Origin of the sequence: Glaciihabitans sp. GrIS 2.15, from assembly GCF_035984695.1 — a bacterium.
Taxonomy (GTDB): Bacteria; Actinomycetota; Actinomycetes; order Actinomycetales; family Microbacteriaceae; genus Lacisediminihabitans.
Genome location: NZ_JAXCHU010000002.1, coordinates 464,134 through 480,361 on the forward strand (window position 1 = coordinate 464,134; position 16,228 = coordinate 480,361).

Here is a 16,228-nt window from a genome sequence, read left to right on the forward strand (position 1 = left end):
CTCACGCTGCGGGCTCCGGTGGCGCTGCGGGCTCCGGTAGCGCGGGCATACGCGCAAGCACCTCGTCTATCTGGGCTTCGGTGATCACCCCGTGGCGCACGATTCGCAGCGTCCCGCCCTCGGTCAGCAGGCCGGTCGCATCGATGATCGTCGAGCCGAGGCCGGTTGCTTCGTAGTCGAGGCCAACCTCTCCACCGTCGAGGTAGACCTCGACGCTGGCGCCCAGCATCCGCTCGGCTTCCTGTGCGGTGCGAGCCGCGGTTTCCCCGGTCAGGTTGGCCGACGAGACGGCGAGCGGACCCGTCTCGGAAAGCAGCTCGAGGGCGATCCTGTTGTTCGGCATCCGCAGGGCGACGGTGCCCCCGGTCTCGCCGAGATCCCAGTCGAGAGAGGGGTTCGCCGGCAGGATCACGGTAAGTCCCCCCGGCCAGAAAGCGGCTACGAGTGCACGAACTTCCGGCGGCACTGTCTCAGCGAGGGCATCAAGGGTCGGGATTCCCGGAATCAACACCGGCGGAGGCGACTGCCGGGTGCGCCCCTTGGCGTCGAGCAGGCGCTGCACCCCGTAGTTGTTGAACGGGTCGACCGCAAGGCCGTACACCGTGTCGGTCGGCAGCACTACGAGTTCGCCCCGGCCGATGGCGACCCGCGCGAGTCGCATGCCGGTGAGAAGCTGGTCCTGCTCCGAGCAGTTGTAGATCGTCGCCATATCGCTAGACATCTTACTTCGGAGTCTCTGGCTGGCCCTGCGACGTACGGGTCCGGCGCTGCGGCCTGAGACACTTGTGTGACCGGTAGGAGCCCTGTGGACCTGTATTTCTTCGATTTCGACGAGACCCTCTACGCCTACGATTTTCGAATGCGATTGCCTGCCCTCAGCCTCGTCACGGGTGCGAGCCAGTATCACCTCGCCAAGACCTGGTGGGCCGGCGGTTATGAGGAGCGAGCGGAGGCCGGCGAGTGGCCTAGCTCTGCCGAATACCTTGCGGAGTTCGAGCGAGTGACCGGTTCGCGTCTCACTCTCGAGAACTGGCAGGAGGCACGCGCCCTCGCGAGCACGGCGATCCCGGCCAGCGTCGATGCCCTGCGGCGAGCATCCACTCTCGGTACTGTCTCCCTGCTCTCCAACAACCCGTCGCCATTTGCCGAGTCCCTCCCCGTGCTCGCTCCAGATGTCACCGCGATCGTCGGCGAAAATCGACTCGTCAGCTGCCAGTTGGGCGTCCGTAAACCCGATGCGCGGATCTTCGAGCTCGCCCTCGCACGCTACGGAGCCCGGGCCGAAGACACCTTTTTCATCGACGACTCGGCCGGCAATCTCGAGGGGGCGCGAGCGCTCGGCATCCACACCCACCAGCTCGCCTACGTGAAGGGCGTGCCGCAGACCGACGCGCTGGATGAAGCGATCACCCGCTTTGCAAGCCGGAGCGCCTGATGCTGCTGTTCATCTTCGATATGGACGAAGTTCTGTACGGCTACGACTGGCAGCGACGGATGGCCGGCATGACCGACCTCACCGGTCTGTCACTCGAACAGTTGCGGAAACGATGGTGGCACGAGGAAGGGGAGATGGCCGCGGAGGCGGGCGGTTTCGCGAACGCCGAGATCTACCTCGCCGCCTTCAACGACGCGATCGGGGTCGAGGTATCCGAAGCCGACTGGGTGCGCATTCGTGGCGGCGCGATGGAACCGTGGCGAGATTCGATCGCGGCCGTGCGGCGCGCTGCTGAATTCGGCCAGGTGACACTTCTCACTAATAATGGGCCGTTGACCGGCAAATACCTGCATCAACTCGCACCCGAACTCGTTTCGGTCTTTGGGGATCACCTCTTCACATCCTCCGACTACGGGGCGCGCAAGCCTGAACCCGAGGTCTTCCAGGCGGTACTCGCGCGCTATGGAATCGACGCGAAAGATGCCTTCTTCGCCGATGACATGCGGGAAAATATCGACGGAGCGCTGAGCATCGGAATTACCGCCCACCATTTCACGGATGCCCCCGCGCTCCTCGCCGCGATCGAGGCATTCGTGGCCGCGCGCACGGACTGAGAATTCTCGAACAGGCGACGCGTTCGCACTGGAGTCGCTGGCCACTAATCCGCATTTGGCTCGGGTGACTCTGGCGGCCGTTTCGACCGACGCGCGCCCACGCGCGCCCACGAGTGACACGTCCGCTCCCGCGAGTGACACGTGCGCCCGAAGGTTCGGGCGCACGTGTCACTCGCGGGAGCAGAGTCGGCATCCAGCCACTCACAACGCCGTTGACCTGCGCGGACTCCACAGGTTTGGCAGCAGAGAAGCTATGGCAGTCGCTCATGCTGCACGGTATCGGCATGGCCTCTCCCACTCCGCTCGATTTACTTTCCTCCCAACTCGTGCTCGTTCGTGAAACACTCACCCCCGGCGAACGGCGCGCACTTTTTCGAAGCGCTGAGCGTGGCCGATTCGTCCGCCTGCGCCCCGGGGTCTATCTCCCCGCCGACATTTGGAGCCACCTCAGCGCAGAGGATCAGTACCTTGCTCGGATCGCCGCCGCAGTCGCTGTCGAACCAGGTCCACTCATCCTCTCCGGTCTCTCCGCTGCAGCTCTCTGGCGACTGCCGTTCATCGGCAGTCCCCCGATACGTCCCGAGATAATATCGGGTACCGCGAATGGAGGCCGTTCGGCTGGTTCGATCGTCAGGCACGGAATCGACCTGCCGGCTTCTGTGGTTGACTTTGGTCCTTTCGCAATCACGAGCCTCAGTCGCACCCTTGTGGATGTCGCCAGAACCGAGTCCTTTGAGGCGGCGGTTGCCATGACCGATTTCAGCCTCCGACTGCGTCAATCGGGCGAAACAGGTCCCCTCGCCGCCAGGATGACGAAGAAGGCACTCGAAGAGGAACTCGAAGCACTTCTTCCGACAACGGGCCACGCACGCGCACGCGCGGTGAGAGAATTCGCGAATGGTCTTTCGGGATCTGTCGGTGAGTCAGTGAGCCGGGTGAACATCCACCGCCTCGGGTTTCCGCCTCCGGAGCTGCAGGTCGTATTCACCGACGAGAAAGGCGCCATGGAGGTGGACTTCTGGTGGATCGACGTGCGGGGAATCGGAGAATTCGATGGCGAGGGGAAATACATCAGAACCGAATACACCCACGGACGGACGACCGCACAGGTCGTCATCGACGAGAAGAATCGCGAGAATCGACTTCGCGCGCAGGACACCACGGTGAGCCGGTGGGACTGGCGGGAGGCTCGATCACGTCCCGCCCTCCGAGCCAAGCTGCTGTCGTTGGGGCTTCGACCTATCCGCCGCGCCCGTTAGTGACACGGGCGCCCAAAAGGGCGGGCGCGGGTGTCACTCACGGGCGCATTGGTGGGTCGCGCACGGGTTCGGCAGCGCGTGCACACGGGGCCGGCACGTTGGCTCGCAATGTTCGGGTTGGCCCGTCGAAGGCAGAGCAGTTGAGCGGCAGAGCAGTTGAGCGGCAGAACAGCTGAGCGGCAGAGCAGTTGAGCCGCGCCGCAGCAGAGCTGCAGAGCCCGTCGGTCTCAGCGCAGGGCGGTTGTCGCGCGGTCGCGACCGAGGAAGTCCGGGTGGGTGGCGATCGCGCGCCATCCGTCGGCAACGAGGATGTGCGTTATCGCGGCGGCCTGCAACTCGCCGTGCTCGAGCACCAGTGTGCCGCCCGTGTGCAGGAGGCGCCGTGCCGTCTGCGAGACCTGGCGCACGACATCCAACCCGTCTTCGCCGCCGTAGAGCGCGTGCTCGGGATCGAAGAGTCGTACCTCCTGGTCACGCGGGATGGCGCCCAGCGGGATATAGGGAGGGTTCGAGACGACGACCGCGACCGTACCATCGAGCTCCGGCAGGGCCGAGCCCAGGTCGATGAACACGGCACGAGCATTGTCAGCGCCGCTCTCGTGGAAGTTCTGAAGCGTCCAGATGAACGCTTCGGGCGAGTTCTCGACGCCGTAGACCAGGGCGTGCGGCACCTCGGTGGCGAGAGCCAGCGCGATCGCACCACTTCCCGTGCCGAGGTCGATCCCAATCGGCTCGGGACCCGCCGCCGCACGCAGGGCATCGATGGCGAACTGGGCAACCTGCTCGGTCTCGGGGCGCGGCACGAAAACCCCGGGCCCGACCGCGAGCTCGAGTGAACGGAACGGCGCCCGACCGGTGATGTGCTGGAGGGGCTCGCGAGCCGCGCGACGCTCCACGAGTGCAGCGATCGTGGCCACATCAGCGGCAGTCACGGTGGTGCCGATGATGGCCTTAGCCTGCACCCCCCCTCGGCTCATCCCGAGCACGAAGCCGATCAGCAGCTCGGCATCCACATCGGGCGAGGGCACGGCGGCCTGCGTAAGCAGGTCGACGGCACGCGCGAGCACGGTCGCGATGGTAGGGAGTTCGGCTGCGATCATGGCGTGGAACGGGGCGGAACTAGTCGGCGTCGCCGGCGAGTGCTTCGAGCCGAGCCTCTTCATCGGCCTCAATATCGGACTGGATAACCGGCTCGAGAGCTCCGTTCATCACGGCATCGAGGTTGTACGCCTTGTAGCCCGTGCGGTGGTCGGCGATGCGATTCTCGGGAAAATTGTAGGTGCGAATGCGCTCGGACCGGTCCATTGTGCGGATCTGGCTCTTGCGCACGACGGATGCCGCGGCGTCGATCTCCTCCTGCTGGCGCGCGAGCACCCGGGCCCGAAGCACGCGCATGCCGGCCTCGCGGTTCTGCAGCTGCGACTTCTCGTTCTGCATCGCCACGACGATCCCGGTGGGGAGGTGGGTGATGCGCACGGCAGAGTCTGTGGTGTTCACCGACTGGCCGCCGGGGCCGCTTGAGCGGTAGACGTCGATCTTGAGATCGTTTTGGCTAATCTCGACCTCTTCTGGCTCATCCACTTCGGGAAAGACAAGCACGCCAGCCGCCGAGGTATGGATGCGTCCCTGCGACTCGGTCGCCGGTACACGCTGAACGCGGTGCACGCCGCCTTCGTACTTGAGATGAGCCCAAACGCCCTCCGCCGGGTCCGTCGAGTTGCCTTTGATCGCGAGTTGCACATCCTTGATGCCGCCGAGGTCGCTCGAGGTCTGCTCGATAATCTCGGTTTTCCACCTCTTGGACTCCGCGTAGTGCAGGTACATGCGCAGGAGATCGCCGGCGAACAGCGCAGACTCGGCCCCTCCCTCCCCCATCTTGATCTCCATGATCACGTCGCGACCGTCGTTCGGATCGCGCGGGATGAGCAGCCGGCGAAGGCGCTCCTCCATCACGTCGAGCTCGGCCTTGATGTTCGGAAGCTCCTCGGCGAACGACGCGTCGTCCGCCGCCATCTCGGTCGCAGCCTCAAAATCGTCCGTGAGGGCGATCCACCGGTTATAGGCGTCGACGATTCGGCTCAGCTCGGCGTAGCGCCGATTGACCTTCTTCGACTTTGCTGGGTTGGAGTGGAGTTCGGGGTCAGCGAGCTGCTCCTGCAGATCCGCATGCTCGACCAGCAGTGTTTTCACCGACTCGAATATGCCAGAGTCTGCCATCGGGATTAGTCCTCTTTCGACCCGGATGCGCCCGGAAGCGACTTCTGGATCTTCATGAGGAACTCGACGTTGGACGAGGTGTCCTTCAGCTGTGTGAGCACGAGCTCGAGCGCCTGCTGGGTCTCGAGCCCGGCGAGTGCCCGACGGAGCTTCCAGTTGACCTTCGTCTCGTCGACGCCCATGAGCATCTCTTCGCGACGGGTGCCCGACGCGTTGACATCCACGGCCGGGAAGATGCGCTTGTCAGCAAGCTGACGTGAGAGGCGCAACTCCATATTGCCGGTGCCCTTGAACTCCTCGAAGATGACCTCGTCCATCTTGGAGCCGGTCTCGACCAGCGCGGTGGCGAGGATCGTGAGCGATCCACCATCCTCGATGTTGCGAGCGGCACCGAAGAAGCGCTTCGGCGGGTAGAGAGCTGACGAGTCGACACCACCCGAGAGGATGCGACCGGATGCCGGAGCAGCCAGGTTGTACGCGCGACCAAGGCGGGTGATCGAATCGAGAAGAACGACGACATCATGTCCGAGCTCCACGAGCCGCTTCGCGCGCTCGATAGCGAGCTCGGCGACGGTGGTGTGGTCTTCGGCTGGACGGTCGAAAGTCGAGGCGATGACCTCACCCTTCACCGTGCGCTGCATGTCGGTGACCTCTTCCGGACGCTCGTCGACGAGAACAACCATGAGGTGGACCTCTGGATTGTTCTTCGCAATGGCGTTGGCGATGGCCTGCAGGACCAGAGTCTTTCCCGCCTTCGGCGGCGACACGATCAGGCCACGCTGGCCCTTCCCGATCGGCGAGACGAGGTCGATGATGCGGGTGGTGAGCTTGCCCGACTCGGTCTCTAGGCGTAGGCGCTCCGTGGGGTAGAGCGGCGTCAGCTTGCCGAATTCAACACGGTCGGCAGCCTGCTCGACGGGAAGCCCGTTTATCGAGTCGATCTTGACGATGGCGTTGTACTTTTGGCGACCGGAGTTGTCGTTCTCGCGAGGCTGGCGGATCGCTCCAACCACAGCGTCGCCCTTGCGCAGGTTGTATTTCTTCACCTGGCCGAGGGAGACATAGACGTCGTTGTTGCCCGGGAGGTAACCACTCGTGCGCACGAAGGCGTAATTGTCCAGCACATCGAGGATGCCGGCGACCGGGATGAGCACGTCATCCTCGGTGATCTCCGGCTCGAAGTCGTCGTTTCCGGCAGCGCCGCGACGCTTTCGGTCCCGGTAGCGGTTGCGTCCGCCGCGGTCGTCGTCCTCGAGCAGCTGCTGCTGGTTACGGTCGTTATTGTTTTGCTGGCGGTCGTTGCCCTGCTGGCGGGTGTTGCCGTTCTGCTGGCGATCCCCCTGCGCGTTCTGCTGGTTTCCGCCCTGGTTGCTCTGCTGGTTGCGACTGTTGGCATTACGACCGCTGGTGCGCTGTCCGTCGGACTGCTCGCCATTTTGGTTGTTCTGCGCCGCCTGGCCATTCTGCGCCGCCTGGCTACTCTGCGCCGGAGCACCGTCGGCCTGCTGGCGGTCGCCACGGTTGCGATTTCGATTGCGCGAATTTCGGCTGGGCTGGGCGTCATCCGCCTGCGCCTCCGCCTCGGCCTCCTGGCCGGGGATGCGATCGAGTCCGTCCTTCAGCTGCGACTCGGCGGCCTGGGCGTCGGCCTGGGCCACGCGCTCCGCCTCCTGGCCGAGGATGTGGTCGATGCCGCTCTCGGCACTGTTGGCATGTTCTGAGACGGCCTTCGGTGCGGTGCGACGGGTGGTGACCGGACGCCGTGTCGACTCGATGACGGGCGCCTCTGCGGCGCCGGCGTCCACGATCGAAGTGCTGGCGCGGCGCGAAGCACGCTTCTTGACGACCGGCGCGTCTGCGACCGGCGCGTCAAGGACCGGCGCGTCAACAACCGGTGCGTCTGCAACCGGTGCATCAACAATCGGCGCGTCTGCAACCGGCGCGGCGGATTCGGCAGTCTTTTGGATCTCGGAGATTGCGTCCACGAGTTCTCCTTTACGAAGTTTGGACGAGCCGCTGAGGCCCAACTGCGCCGCGAGAGCCTGAAGCTCGGGGAGGCGGAGTTTGGCGAGGGCGATGGAGTCCGTTGCCGTGGCACGGACAGTGAGGTCAGTCACTAAGAGGGTTCCTTTCCCCGAACAAGTTCCGCACCTGACAGGTGCAAGTGAACCTTGCGGGAGAGTTTGACGTTCGGCGCTTTCGCTTCGGGTAGCGCCTGTGCGATTTCTCGCAACTGCGCGGGGAAAGCTGGGGTAGTGACGAAGCGATTGCTGATGGGTGCTGTCTGGGGTTTTCGGTTAAGCCGAATTTTCTACCTGAAGCACTGTCACTGTAGCACCTTTGAAGTCAACAGCCAGCAGCAAAGACTGCCACGGCGAGCCGGATCGGGCAGCGATGAGCTCGGCCGCGACGAGCCGCTGGGCGGGGTCGCTGCAGAGCACGAGGATGGATGGGCCGGCGCCGGAGACCACGGCCGGAAGCCCGAGTGACCGCAGTTCGAGAATGAGAGACTCGGTTTCGGGCATGGCCGCAGCCCGGTAACTCTGATGCAACTTATCTTCGGTCGCGGCAAGCAGGAGTTCGGGACTCTGGATGAGTGCAGCGATAAGCAGTGCCGACCGAGAGACGTTGAAGATCGCGTCTTCGTGGGGAACAGAGGCCGGGCGCAGGCTGCGCGCGAGCTCGGTCGACATCGTCGACTCCGGCACCGCGATGAGCGGTGAGACTCCACGGTGCACCATGAGTTTCTTGTGCTGTGGTCCGGCATCCGTGGTCCAGGCAATAGTGAGACCGCCAAAAAGCGCCGGTGCCACGTTATCGGGATGGCCCTCGAGAGCCGTCGCGAGGGCAAGCAGAGACCCCGCGTCGAGGTCGACGATGCCGTCGAGCAGGCCCTTGGCGGCCATGATCCCCGAGACTATTGCAGCACCGGATGACCCGAGACCCCGACCATGCGGGATATTGTTTCGCGCCACGAGGTCGAGGCCAGGCAGCGGCTGCGAGCAGGCGGCAAAGGTGTAAGCGATGGCCCGCACCACGAGGTTGGACTCATCGGTGGGGACCTCCCCTTCGCCCACTCCGATCACCTCGACCGTCGCACCCGGGGTATCGCGCACCGTGACGGTGAGCTCGTCGTAGAGCGACAGCGCCAGGCCAAGGGTGTCGAACCCCGGACCGAGATTCGCCGTGGTCGCGGGGACGCGAACGGTCACCGACAACCCGGCGAACGCCTTAATAGAAGCCGACGGAGAAACGAATGTGGTCACACGCTGACTTTGGCGAGACCGAGCACGCCAGCCACCTCGTCAGTATCGTTGGCCACCACGGTCGGCGTGATAGCCGAACCGTCGGCGGTCTTCAGGGCCCACTGCGGGTCCTTGAGGCCGTGACCGGTGACGGTGAGCACCACGGTCGACCCGCGCGGGATCTCTCCGGCCGCGGCGCGCTCGAGCAGTCCGGCGACGCTGATCGCCGAGGCGGGTTCCACGAAGATGCCGACTTCGGCGGAGAGGATTCGATATGCCTCGAGGATATGCGTGTCGGAGATCGCCCCGAAGTAACCATTGGTCAGCTCGCGAGCGGTGAGAGCGAGTGCCCACGAAGCCGGGTTGCCGATGCGGATCGCGCTGGCGATGGTCTCGGGATTCCTCACGACCTTACCGAGCACGATCGGTGCGCTTCCAGCGGCCTGGAAGCCGAACATCCGCGGGTGCTTCGTCGAGTCTCCGCGGGCGAGGGATTCACCATAGCCACGGGAATACGCGGTGTAATTGCCCGCGTTGCCGATCGGAACGATGTGAATGTCCGGGGCGTCACCGAGCACCTCCACGACCTCGAAGGCGGCGGTCTTCTGACCTTCGATGCGGTCATTGTTCACCGAGTTGACGAGGTGCACGGGGTAATGTGCCGCGAGATCACGAGCGATTTCGAGGCAGTCGTCGAAGTTGCCACGGATCTGGAGCAACTCCGCATTGTGCGCGATCGCCTGGGCGAGTTTGCCCATCGAGATCTTGCCCTCGGGCACGAGCACGGCGGCCTTGATACCGGCATGGCTGGCGTAGGCGGCAGCAGCCGCCGACGTGTTGCCGGTGGAGGCACAGATGACGGCTTTGGCGCCCGCCTCGACGGCCTTCGAGACGGCCATGGTCATGCCGCGGTCCTTGAACGATCCGGTGGGGTTCATGCCCTCGTACTTCACCCAGACCTTCGCGCCGGTACGCGCCGAGAGCGCGGGTGCGGGGATGAGCGGTGTGCCGCCCTCGCCGAGTGTGATGATGGGCGTGGCGTCCGAGATATCGAGACGGTCTGCATACTCGCGGAGGACTCCGCGCCACTGGTGGGCCATTATGAACCTTCTACTCTCAATACGGATGTGACCCGCACGACGACATCGCTCGACTCGAGCTCAAGAACGGTCGCCGCGAGATCGGCTTCGGATGCCTCGTGCGTGCCAATTACAAGGGTAGCGGTGGGCGTGGAGGTGCTTACGCCACCGTAGACGGACTGGGTGAGCGTTTCGACGGATACCCCGTGCTCGCTGAAGAGCGCGGCGACCACCGCGAGTACCCCAGGAGCATCGACGACGCTGAGTGTGATCTGGTAGCGCGTGATAACACGCGAGATGGGCAGGATGGGCAGGTTGGCGTGCGTTGACTCTGCAACACCCGGCCCGCCGATCACGTGGCGACGAGCGGCAGAGACGAGGTCGCCGAGCACCGCGGACGCGGTCTCGATGCCGCCGGCTCCGGCTCCGTAGAACATGAGATCCCCCGCGGCCTCGGCCTCGATGAACACCGCGTTTTTGGCACCATGGACGGCGGCGAGCGGATGATCGCAGGGAACGAGCGCGGGATAGACGCGCGCAGACACGCCCTCGACACCATCGGCATCGGTCAGTCGCTCGCAGATGGCGAGCAGCTTGACCACATAGCCGGCCTTTCGCGCCGCTTCCACCTGCTCGAGCGTGACTCCGGAGATGCCCTCGCGGTGCACGGACTCGAGCGGAACTGTGGTGTGGAATGCGAGACTCGCGAGGATCGCCGTCTTCTGGGCGGCGTCATAGCCCTCGATGTCGGCCGAGGGATCGGACTTCTCCGCATAGCCGAGCTCGGTCGCCGTCGCGAGGGCGGCCTCAAGGGACTCCCCCGCCGTGTCCATGCGATCGAGGATGAAGTTGGTGGTGCCGTTCACGATGCCGAGGATTCGCTTGATCCGGTCACCGGCGAGGCTGTCACGCAGCGGTCGGATGATCGGGATCGCCCCGGCGACGGCAGCCTCGTAGTACAGCTGCGCGCCGACCTGCTCCGCGGCCTCGAAGAGCTCCGGACCGTGGGTCGCGAGCAGCGCTTTGTTGCCGGTGATGACATCCGCGCCGGAGTTGAGGGCCTGCAGGATGAGCGTGCGGGCCGGTTCGAGACCACCCATCAGCTCGATCACAATGTCGGCGCCGAGGATGAGGGACTCGGCATCCGTCGTCAGGAGTTCTTTCGGAATCTCGGTAGAACGCGTCGCCCCGAGGTCGCGCACGGCAACGCCCACGAGTTCGAGCCCAGCCCCCGCGCGGTTGGCGAGTTCCGGGCCGTGCTCGAGCAGCAGTGCCGCCACCTGGGCGCCGACCGATCCGGCGCCGAGAAGGGCCACTCGCAGGTTGCGATACTCGATCATGGTGCTCCTTCTTCAGTGACGCCGGCCGCCGCATTGACGCCATCAGGGCCTGCTCCGGCATCGCGCGACAGTAGGTCCGCCTCGGTTTCGCCGCGCACGATCACCCGGGCGACTCCATCGCACACGGCGACGACTGCCGGACGGGCGAGGTAGTTGTAGTTGCTGGCCATTGCCCAGCCGTAGGCGCCGGTGGCGGGCACTGCAAGCAGGTCGCCGGGGACGACATCCCCCGGCAGGTAGTCGGCGAGCACCACAATGTCGCCGCTCTCGCAATGCTTGCCGACGACGCGCACGAGGGTGGGTTGCGCCGTCGAGGCGCGGTTTGCCAGCCGCACAGAGTAGTCAGCGGCGTAGAGGGCAGTGCGGATGTTGTCGCTCATGCCACCGTCGACACTCACGTATTTGCGGATCGCAGTGCCCGAATGCGGCAGGGTCACCTCGACGTCCTTGATCGTGCCGACTTCGTAGAGCGTGAAAGTTGACGGTCCGACGATCGACCGACCGGGCTCGACGGCGACCACGGGAACGGGGATGCCAAGTCTCGCGCACTCGCTCGCGACAATATTCGCGAACCGGGCCGCGATCTCGGGTGTTGGGAGTGCCGTATCGACGGACGTGTAGGCAATACCGAATCCGCCGCCGAGATTGAGTTCGGGAATCGGGCCGCCACGGAGCAGTTCAGCGTGAAGGGCGAGCAAGCGCTTTGCCGACTCGACGAAGCCGTCGGACTCGAATATCTGCGATCCGATGTGCGAGTGCAGGCCGAGGAAGCGCAGCGAATCATGGGAACGAATGCGGGCAACCGCGGCGGGCGCATCGGCGAGCGTGATACCGAACTTCTGGTCCTCGCGGGCCGTGGCAAGGTACTCGTGCGTGTGGGCATGCACCCCGCTGTTGAGGCGGAGACGCACCGACTGCACCCGGGAATGGCGGGCCGCGGCATCCGCGATTCGCTCGATCTCGATGAGACTATCGATCACGATCACGCCGACGCCCGCTCGGACCGCGCGATCGATTTCAGCGAGTGATTTGTTGTTGCCGTGGAAGCCGAGGCGAATGGGATCGACCCCGGCGGCGAGCGCCACCGCGAGCTCCCCCGCACTGCAGACGTCGATGTAGAGCCCCGCCTCTGTCACCCAGCGGGCGATCTGGGTGGAAAGGAACGCCTTACCGGCGTAGTAGACCTTCGCGGCCGAGCCCACTCGCCCGAACTCCCGGTCGAAGCACTCCCGGGCTTCGGCGGCGCGGGCTCGCACGTCCGCTTCATCCACCACGTAGAGCGGAGTGCCGAATTCGGCAGCGAGAGCGGATGCTGAGACACCGGCCACCTCAAGCATCCCGGATTCCGCACGGCCGGCATTCTGCGACCACACCGTAGCGGGCAACACGTTGGCATCGGTAGGGGGCTTCAGCCACTCGGGTGCAAGCGGATTCGCGCTCACGCGCACACTCCCTTATTAGTGAGGAGCGCCGAACTGAGAGTGACCGCTTTTCCGGCGACCGCCAGTTCGAGCGACGATCCCTTTACCGTTACGGAATCAAGGGGAAGTTGCTTCGGCAGGTATTTGGCCACACAGATCTTCTGCGTCGCAAGTACCGGGTCCGCGAGAGCACCGAAGGTGGCGCGAAGTCCTGCGGGGGTCACTGTGGCACCGTTGACGACGAGCGACTTCGGGCTCAGCGCCAATTGGCCGTCTACTGCCGAAGGTACGAAGGCGATCATTACCGGGACGGCCACACCGAGCGCGGTGACTGTCGTTCCGATCTGCACGGCTCCGGAGGCGATTTTCACCGAAGTGACCGGCAGGGTCGTGAATCCCGCGAGCAGTTTCTTCAACTCATCCTCTGAGATAACGACAGCGACCCGTGCGCTCTCGATCGGCTTCGACTGCCGGAGTGGCACTCCGGTGACGGTGAGGATGGCCTTGCCGCTGAGGTCGCCGACTCCGAGCTTGGCAATCGCCACATCCACTCGCTCGAATTTGCCGGTCGCAGCCTGATAGAGCACCGAGGTGCCGCCGACGGTTACCGTCACCGGGGTCGAGTCCGGAAGGGCGAGGGAGCTGCGCGCCTTGGCCTCGATCAACCCGCCAACGTAGCCCCGAGCCACGTTATCGAGCACGACTGCACCGGTGATGACGATCACTAGGAAAATGCCGAAACCGATCCAGCCACGGCCGCGACGCCGGACGATCTCCGTCTCGACGAAGCCGAATGGGTCGGAATCAGATTCGTTCAGATCGGGGTCGTTCGAGGAGAAATCCTCCGGATACTGGCGTCCCGATCGGCCAAGGTTCCAGTCGTACGGCTTGCCGTCCTGTGGTGCCATGCCCCTACATCCGCTCCGGCGCCGAGACGCCGAGAAGACCGAGGGCGTTGCACAGCACCGTGCCAGTGGCGTCGTTCAGCCACAGGCGGGTGCGATGGAGATCGGTCACCGTTTCGTCGCCGAGGGGTGTTACCCGGCAGTTGTCGTACCAGCGGTGATAGGCGCCGGCGAGTTCCTCGGCGTAGCGGGCGACCCGGTGCGGCTCGCGCAGCTCTGCGGCCTGGGTGACGACGCGGGGGAACTCGGCGAGGATACCCAGCAGGCTGCTCTCGGTTTCATGCGTGAGCAGCGAGGCGTCGAAGGCACTGCGATCGACTCCGCTGTCCGCCGCGTTGCGAGCAACAGACCGGGTACGAGCGTGCGCATACTGCACGTAAAAGACGGGATTTTCGTTGGTGCGTTTGGTCAGAAGGTCGAGATCGATGTCGAGCTGCGAGTCGCTCGAGGAGCGCACGAGTGCGTAGCGCGCAGCATCCACGCCCACAGCCTCGACAAGGTCTTCGAGCACCACGACAGTGCCGTTACGTTTACTCATGCGCTGGGGCGTGCCGCCTTTGAGCAGGTTGACCATCTGGCCGATGAGGATCTCGAGGTTTACCCGCGGAGTGTCGCCGAAGGCTGCCGTCATGGCCATGAGGCGCTGCACGTAACCGTGGTGGTCTGCGCCCAGCATGATCAGGTTGCGCTCGAAGCCACGCTCGCGCTTGTTGAGGTAGTAGGCCAGATCACCCGAGATGTAGGCGCCCTCGCCGTCACTCTTGATGACGACCCGGTCTTTGTCGTCGCCGAATTCGGTGGTGCGCAGCCAGGTCGCGCCCTCCGATTCGTAGATGTGACCGAGATCGTTCAATTTTGCGATCGCCTTCTCGACGTCGCCGTTCTCGTGCAGCGTGTTCTCGTGGAAATAGACGTCAAAGTCGACACCGAACTCGTGCAGGCTGTTCTTAATGTCGCCGAACATGAGGTCGACGCCGATGGCGCGGAAGACCTCCTGCTTGGCATCCCGCGGCAGCGTGGCGAGGTCGGCGGGAGCGATCTCCACGACCCGCGCGGTGATGTCGGAGATGTATTGCCCGCCGTATCCGTCTTCGGGAGTCGGCTCACCGAGGTGGCTCGCCAACAGGCTGCGGGCGAACCGGTCGATCTGGCCGCCGTGGTCATTGAAGTAGTACTCGCGGGTGACGATCCCGCCCTCGGCCTGGAAGATGCGCGCGAGGCTATCGCCGACGGCGGCCCAGCGCACTCCGCCGAGGTGGATTGGCCCGGTCGGGTTCGCCGACACGAACTCGAGGTTGATCGTCACGCCCTCGTACAGGGTGCCGTTGCCGTAGGCCGCTCCCTGCTCGACGATCGCTTTCGCGAGAGCGCCCGCCGCAGCGGCGTCGAGGCTGATGTTGATGAAACCGGGGCCAGCGACATCCACAGCCGACACGCCCTCGATCGAGCGGATGCCCTCGGCCAGCTCGAGAGCGAGCTCCCGCGGGTTCACTCCCACCTGCCTGGCGAGCTTCATGGCGATGTTGGATGCCCAGTCGCCGTGGTCCCGATTCTTGGGGCGTTCGACCTTGACGTCGTCGAGCGACAGGCTCGAGGCATCCGCACCGCGCCGCTCGAGCGCGCCGCTGACGATAACGAGCAGCTGGGCGGAGAGTTCGGCGGGAGTCACGAGCACCAATTCTACGGGAGCGGGCAGGTTCCCCGGCTGGCGCGCCCCGCGGTGCGATCAACCGGATTGAGCGAGGATGGAACCACGCACACCAGGGGGCTTCTCATACTATGAATACCATCGCAGACTCTCGATTGCGGTCGACCGTTATCGTGGTCGCGCTCGCCGCGACAGTGGCACTCGGGCTCGCCGCGTGCGTCCCAGAGCCGGGCACGTCAAAGACTTCGAGCCCGACGGCGACGGACTCCCCCTCGGCAAATCCGGTACCGTCGTCGACAATTTCACCGACACCGACTCCGAGCGCGGCGGCCGCTACGGCGACCAAGATTCCTTGTGGCACCCTCATCTCGGCCCAGGCCGTGTACGACTTCAACCCTAATTTCGGGCTGGACTCCGGTTTCTCGCCGAAGTCCGGAACTGCCGCGGCCAAGGCGGTCGCTGACAATGGCACCGCGTGCAACTGGCTTAACCAGACCAGTGGCGACACCTTCGCTTTCGCTGTCGCCCGCCCCGTTGCGGCGGAACTCGCGTCGCTGAAAACGACCGCCGCGACGGGTACTCCGGCGTCGGGACTCGGCGATGCGGCCTACTTCTCAACGAGTGGTGGAGTCGGGCGGGTCGATGTGTTCCGCGGCGCATACTGGCTGGTCGCGACATCCGTCTACTTCGGATCGGCCGCAGACGCGAGCACTCTCGTGACGACGGCGCTCGCGGCACTGAAATAATTCAGATCAGCTGAGCCGGGCCGGCTGCCAAAAATCATCTGAATGCCGCTCGTGGATGCTGCGAGAACGTCCCGGCCAGGAAGCATGAGATCCGCTCGGTGGCTGGTGAAGAAGGCGAGGTCCGCGGCATGCCGAGATCTACTGACGGCTCTAGCGACGACGAGTCTCGGTCGGAGCGCCGGGCTTCTTCGGTGAGCTGCGTCGTGCGAAAGACCGGGTTGGCGCTAAGCCTCGATCCACCGATCGGGCTGGGTGTCTAGCGGCGCGTTAAACCGAGAATGCCTTCCTGATCAGAGAAAATAGAGCTTGTCTAGAGTCC

General features: G+C 64.7%; 14 protein-coding genes. 4 read left to right on the forward strand and 10 right to left on the reverse strand.

Annotation, left to right across the window (positions count from 1 at the left end):
• Position 1: 1 nt before the first annotated feature.
• Positions 2 to 709 carry an L-threonylcarbamoyladenylate synthase gene (locus RCH11_RS04550; protein WP_327055820.1) on the reverse strand — a complete coding sequence of 236 codons (708 nt, stop codon included), beginning with the start codon at positions 707 to 709 and terminating at the stop codon, positions 2 to 4.
• A gap of 96 nt (positions 710 to 805) precedes the next feature.
• On the opposite strand from RCH11_RS04550, the gene RCH11_RS04555 reads away from it, so the two are divergent.
• The 3 genes from RCH11_RS04555 to RCH11_RS04565 all read left to right on the forward strand — a co-directional run bounded on the left by RCH11_RS04555 (position 806) and on the right by RCH11_RS04565 (position 3,308).
• Positions 806 to 1,435, forward strand: coding sequence for an HAD family hydrolase (locus RCH11_RS04555; RefSeq protein ID WP_327055792.1), 630 nt, complete (start codon positions 806 to 808; stop codon positions 1,433 to 1,435).
• Complete coding sequence (locus RCH11_RS04560; protein ID WP_327055793.1) at positions 1,435 to 2,049, forward strand: HAD-IA family hydrolase; 615 nt, start codon at positions 1,435 to 1,437, stop codon at positions 2,047 to 2,049. The genes RCH11_RS04555 and RCH11_RS04560 overlap by 1 nt, the downstream gene beginning before the upstream one ends.
• A 284-nt stretch (positions 2,050 to 2,333) precedes the next feature.
• Complete coding sequence (locus RCH11_RS04565) at positions 2,334 to 3,308, forward strand: hypothetical protein (RefSeq protein ID WP_327055794.1); 975 nt, start codon at positions 2,334 to 2,336, stop codon at positions 3,306 to 3,308.
• A gap of 227 nt (positions 3,309 to 3,535) precedes the next feature.
• On the opposite strand, the gene prmC is transcribed toward RCH11_RS04565, so the two are convergent.
• The 9 genes from prmC to argS form a co-directional block, all read right to left on the reverse strand.
• On the reverse strand, positions 3,536 to 4,408 hold the full coding sequence (gene prmC, locus RCH11_RS04570) for a peptide chain release factor N(5)-glutamine methyltransferase (protein ID WP_327055821.1): 873 nt from the start codon (positions 4,406 to 4,408) through the stop codon (positions 3,536 to 3,538).
• A gap of 19 nt (positions 4,409 to 4,427) precedes the next feature.
• Positions 4,428 to 5,510 carry a peptide chain release factor 1 gene (gene prfA, locus RCH11_RS04575; protein WP_327055822.1) on the reverse strand — a complete coding sequence of 361 codons (1,083 nt, stop codon included), beginning with the start codon at positions 5,508 to 5,510 and terminating at the stop codon, positions 4,428 to 4,430.
• Positions 5,511 to 5,530: 20 nt separating this feature from the next.
• Complete coding sequence (gene rho / locus RCH11_RS04580) at positions 5,531 to 7,642, reverse strand: transcription termination factor Rho (protein WP_327055795.1); 2,112 nt, start codon at positions 7,640 to 7,642, stop codon at positions 5,531 to 5,533.
• Between the two features lie 180 nt (positions 7,643 to 7,822).
• Complete coding sequence (gene thrB / locus RCH11_RS04585) at positions 7,823 to 8,761, reverse strand: homoserine kinase (RefSeq protein WP_327055823.1); 939 nt, start codon at positions 8,759 to 8,761, stop codon at positions 7,823 to 7,825.
• Between the two features lie 26 nt (positions 8,762 to 8,787).
• Positions 8,788 to 9,870 carry a threonine synthase gene (gene thrC, locus RCH11_RS04590; RefSeq protein WP_327055796.1) on the reverse strand — a complete coding sequence of 361 codons (1,083 nt, stop codon included), beginning with the start codon at positions 9,868 to 9,870 and terminating at the stop codon, positions 8,788 to 8,790.
• Positions 9,870 to 11,189 carry a homoserine dehydrogenase gene (locus RCH11_RS04595; RefSeq protein ID WP_327055797.1) on the reverse strand — a complete coding sequence of 440 codons (1,320 nt, stop codon included), beginning with the start codon at positions 11,187 to 11,189 and terminating at the stop codon, positions 9,870 to 9,872. The genes thrC and RCH11_RS04595 overlap by 1 nt, the downstream gene beginning before the upstream one ends.
• The gene (lysA, locus tag RCH11_RS04600) at positions 11,186 to 12,631 is read right to left on the reverse strand and encodes a diaminopimelate decarboxylase (protein WP_327055798.1); all 1,446 of its coding nucleotides are present in this window, start codon (positions 12,629 to 12,631) and stop codon (positions 11,186 to 11,188) included. Before lysA ends, RCH11_RS04595 begins: the two co-directional genes overlap by 4 nt.
• Complete coding sequence (locus tag RCH11_RS04605; protein ID WP_327055799.1) at positions 12,628 to 13,518, reverse strand: LmeA family phospholipid-binding protein; 891 nt, start codon at positions 13,516 to 13,518, stop codon at positions 12,628 to 12,630. Before RCH11_RS04605 ends, lysA begins: the two co-directional genes overlap by 4 nt.
• Before the next feature lie 4 nt (positions 13,519 to 13,522).
• A complete protein-coding gene (gene argS / locus RCH11_RS04610) occupies positions 13,523 to 15,184 on the reverse strand; it encodes an arginine--tRNA ligase (protein ID WP_327055800.1) in 1,662 nt (553 codons plus the stop codon).
• 110 nt (positions 15,185 to 15,294) lie between these two features.
• On the opposite strand from argS, the gene RCH11_RS04615 reads away from it, so the two are divergent.
• A complete protein-coding gene (locus RCH11_RS04615) occupies positions 15,295 to 15,909 on the forward strand; it encodes an arginyl-tRNA synthetase (protein ID WP_327055801.1) in 615 nt (204 codons plus the stop codon).
• Positions 15,910 to 16,228: the final 319 nt, after the last annotated feature.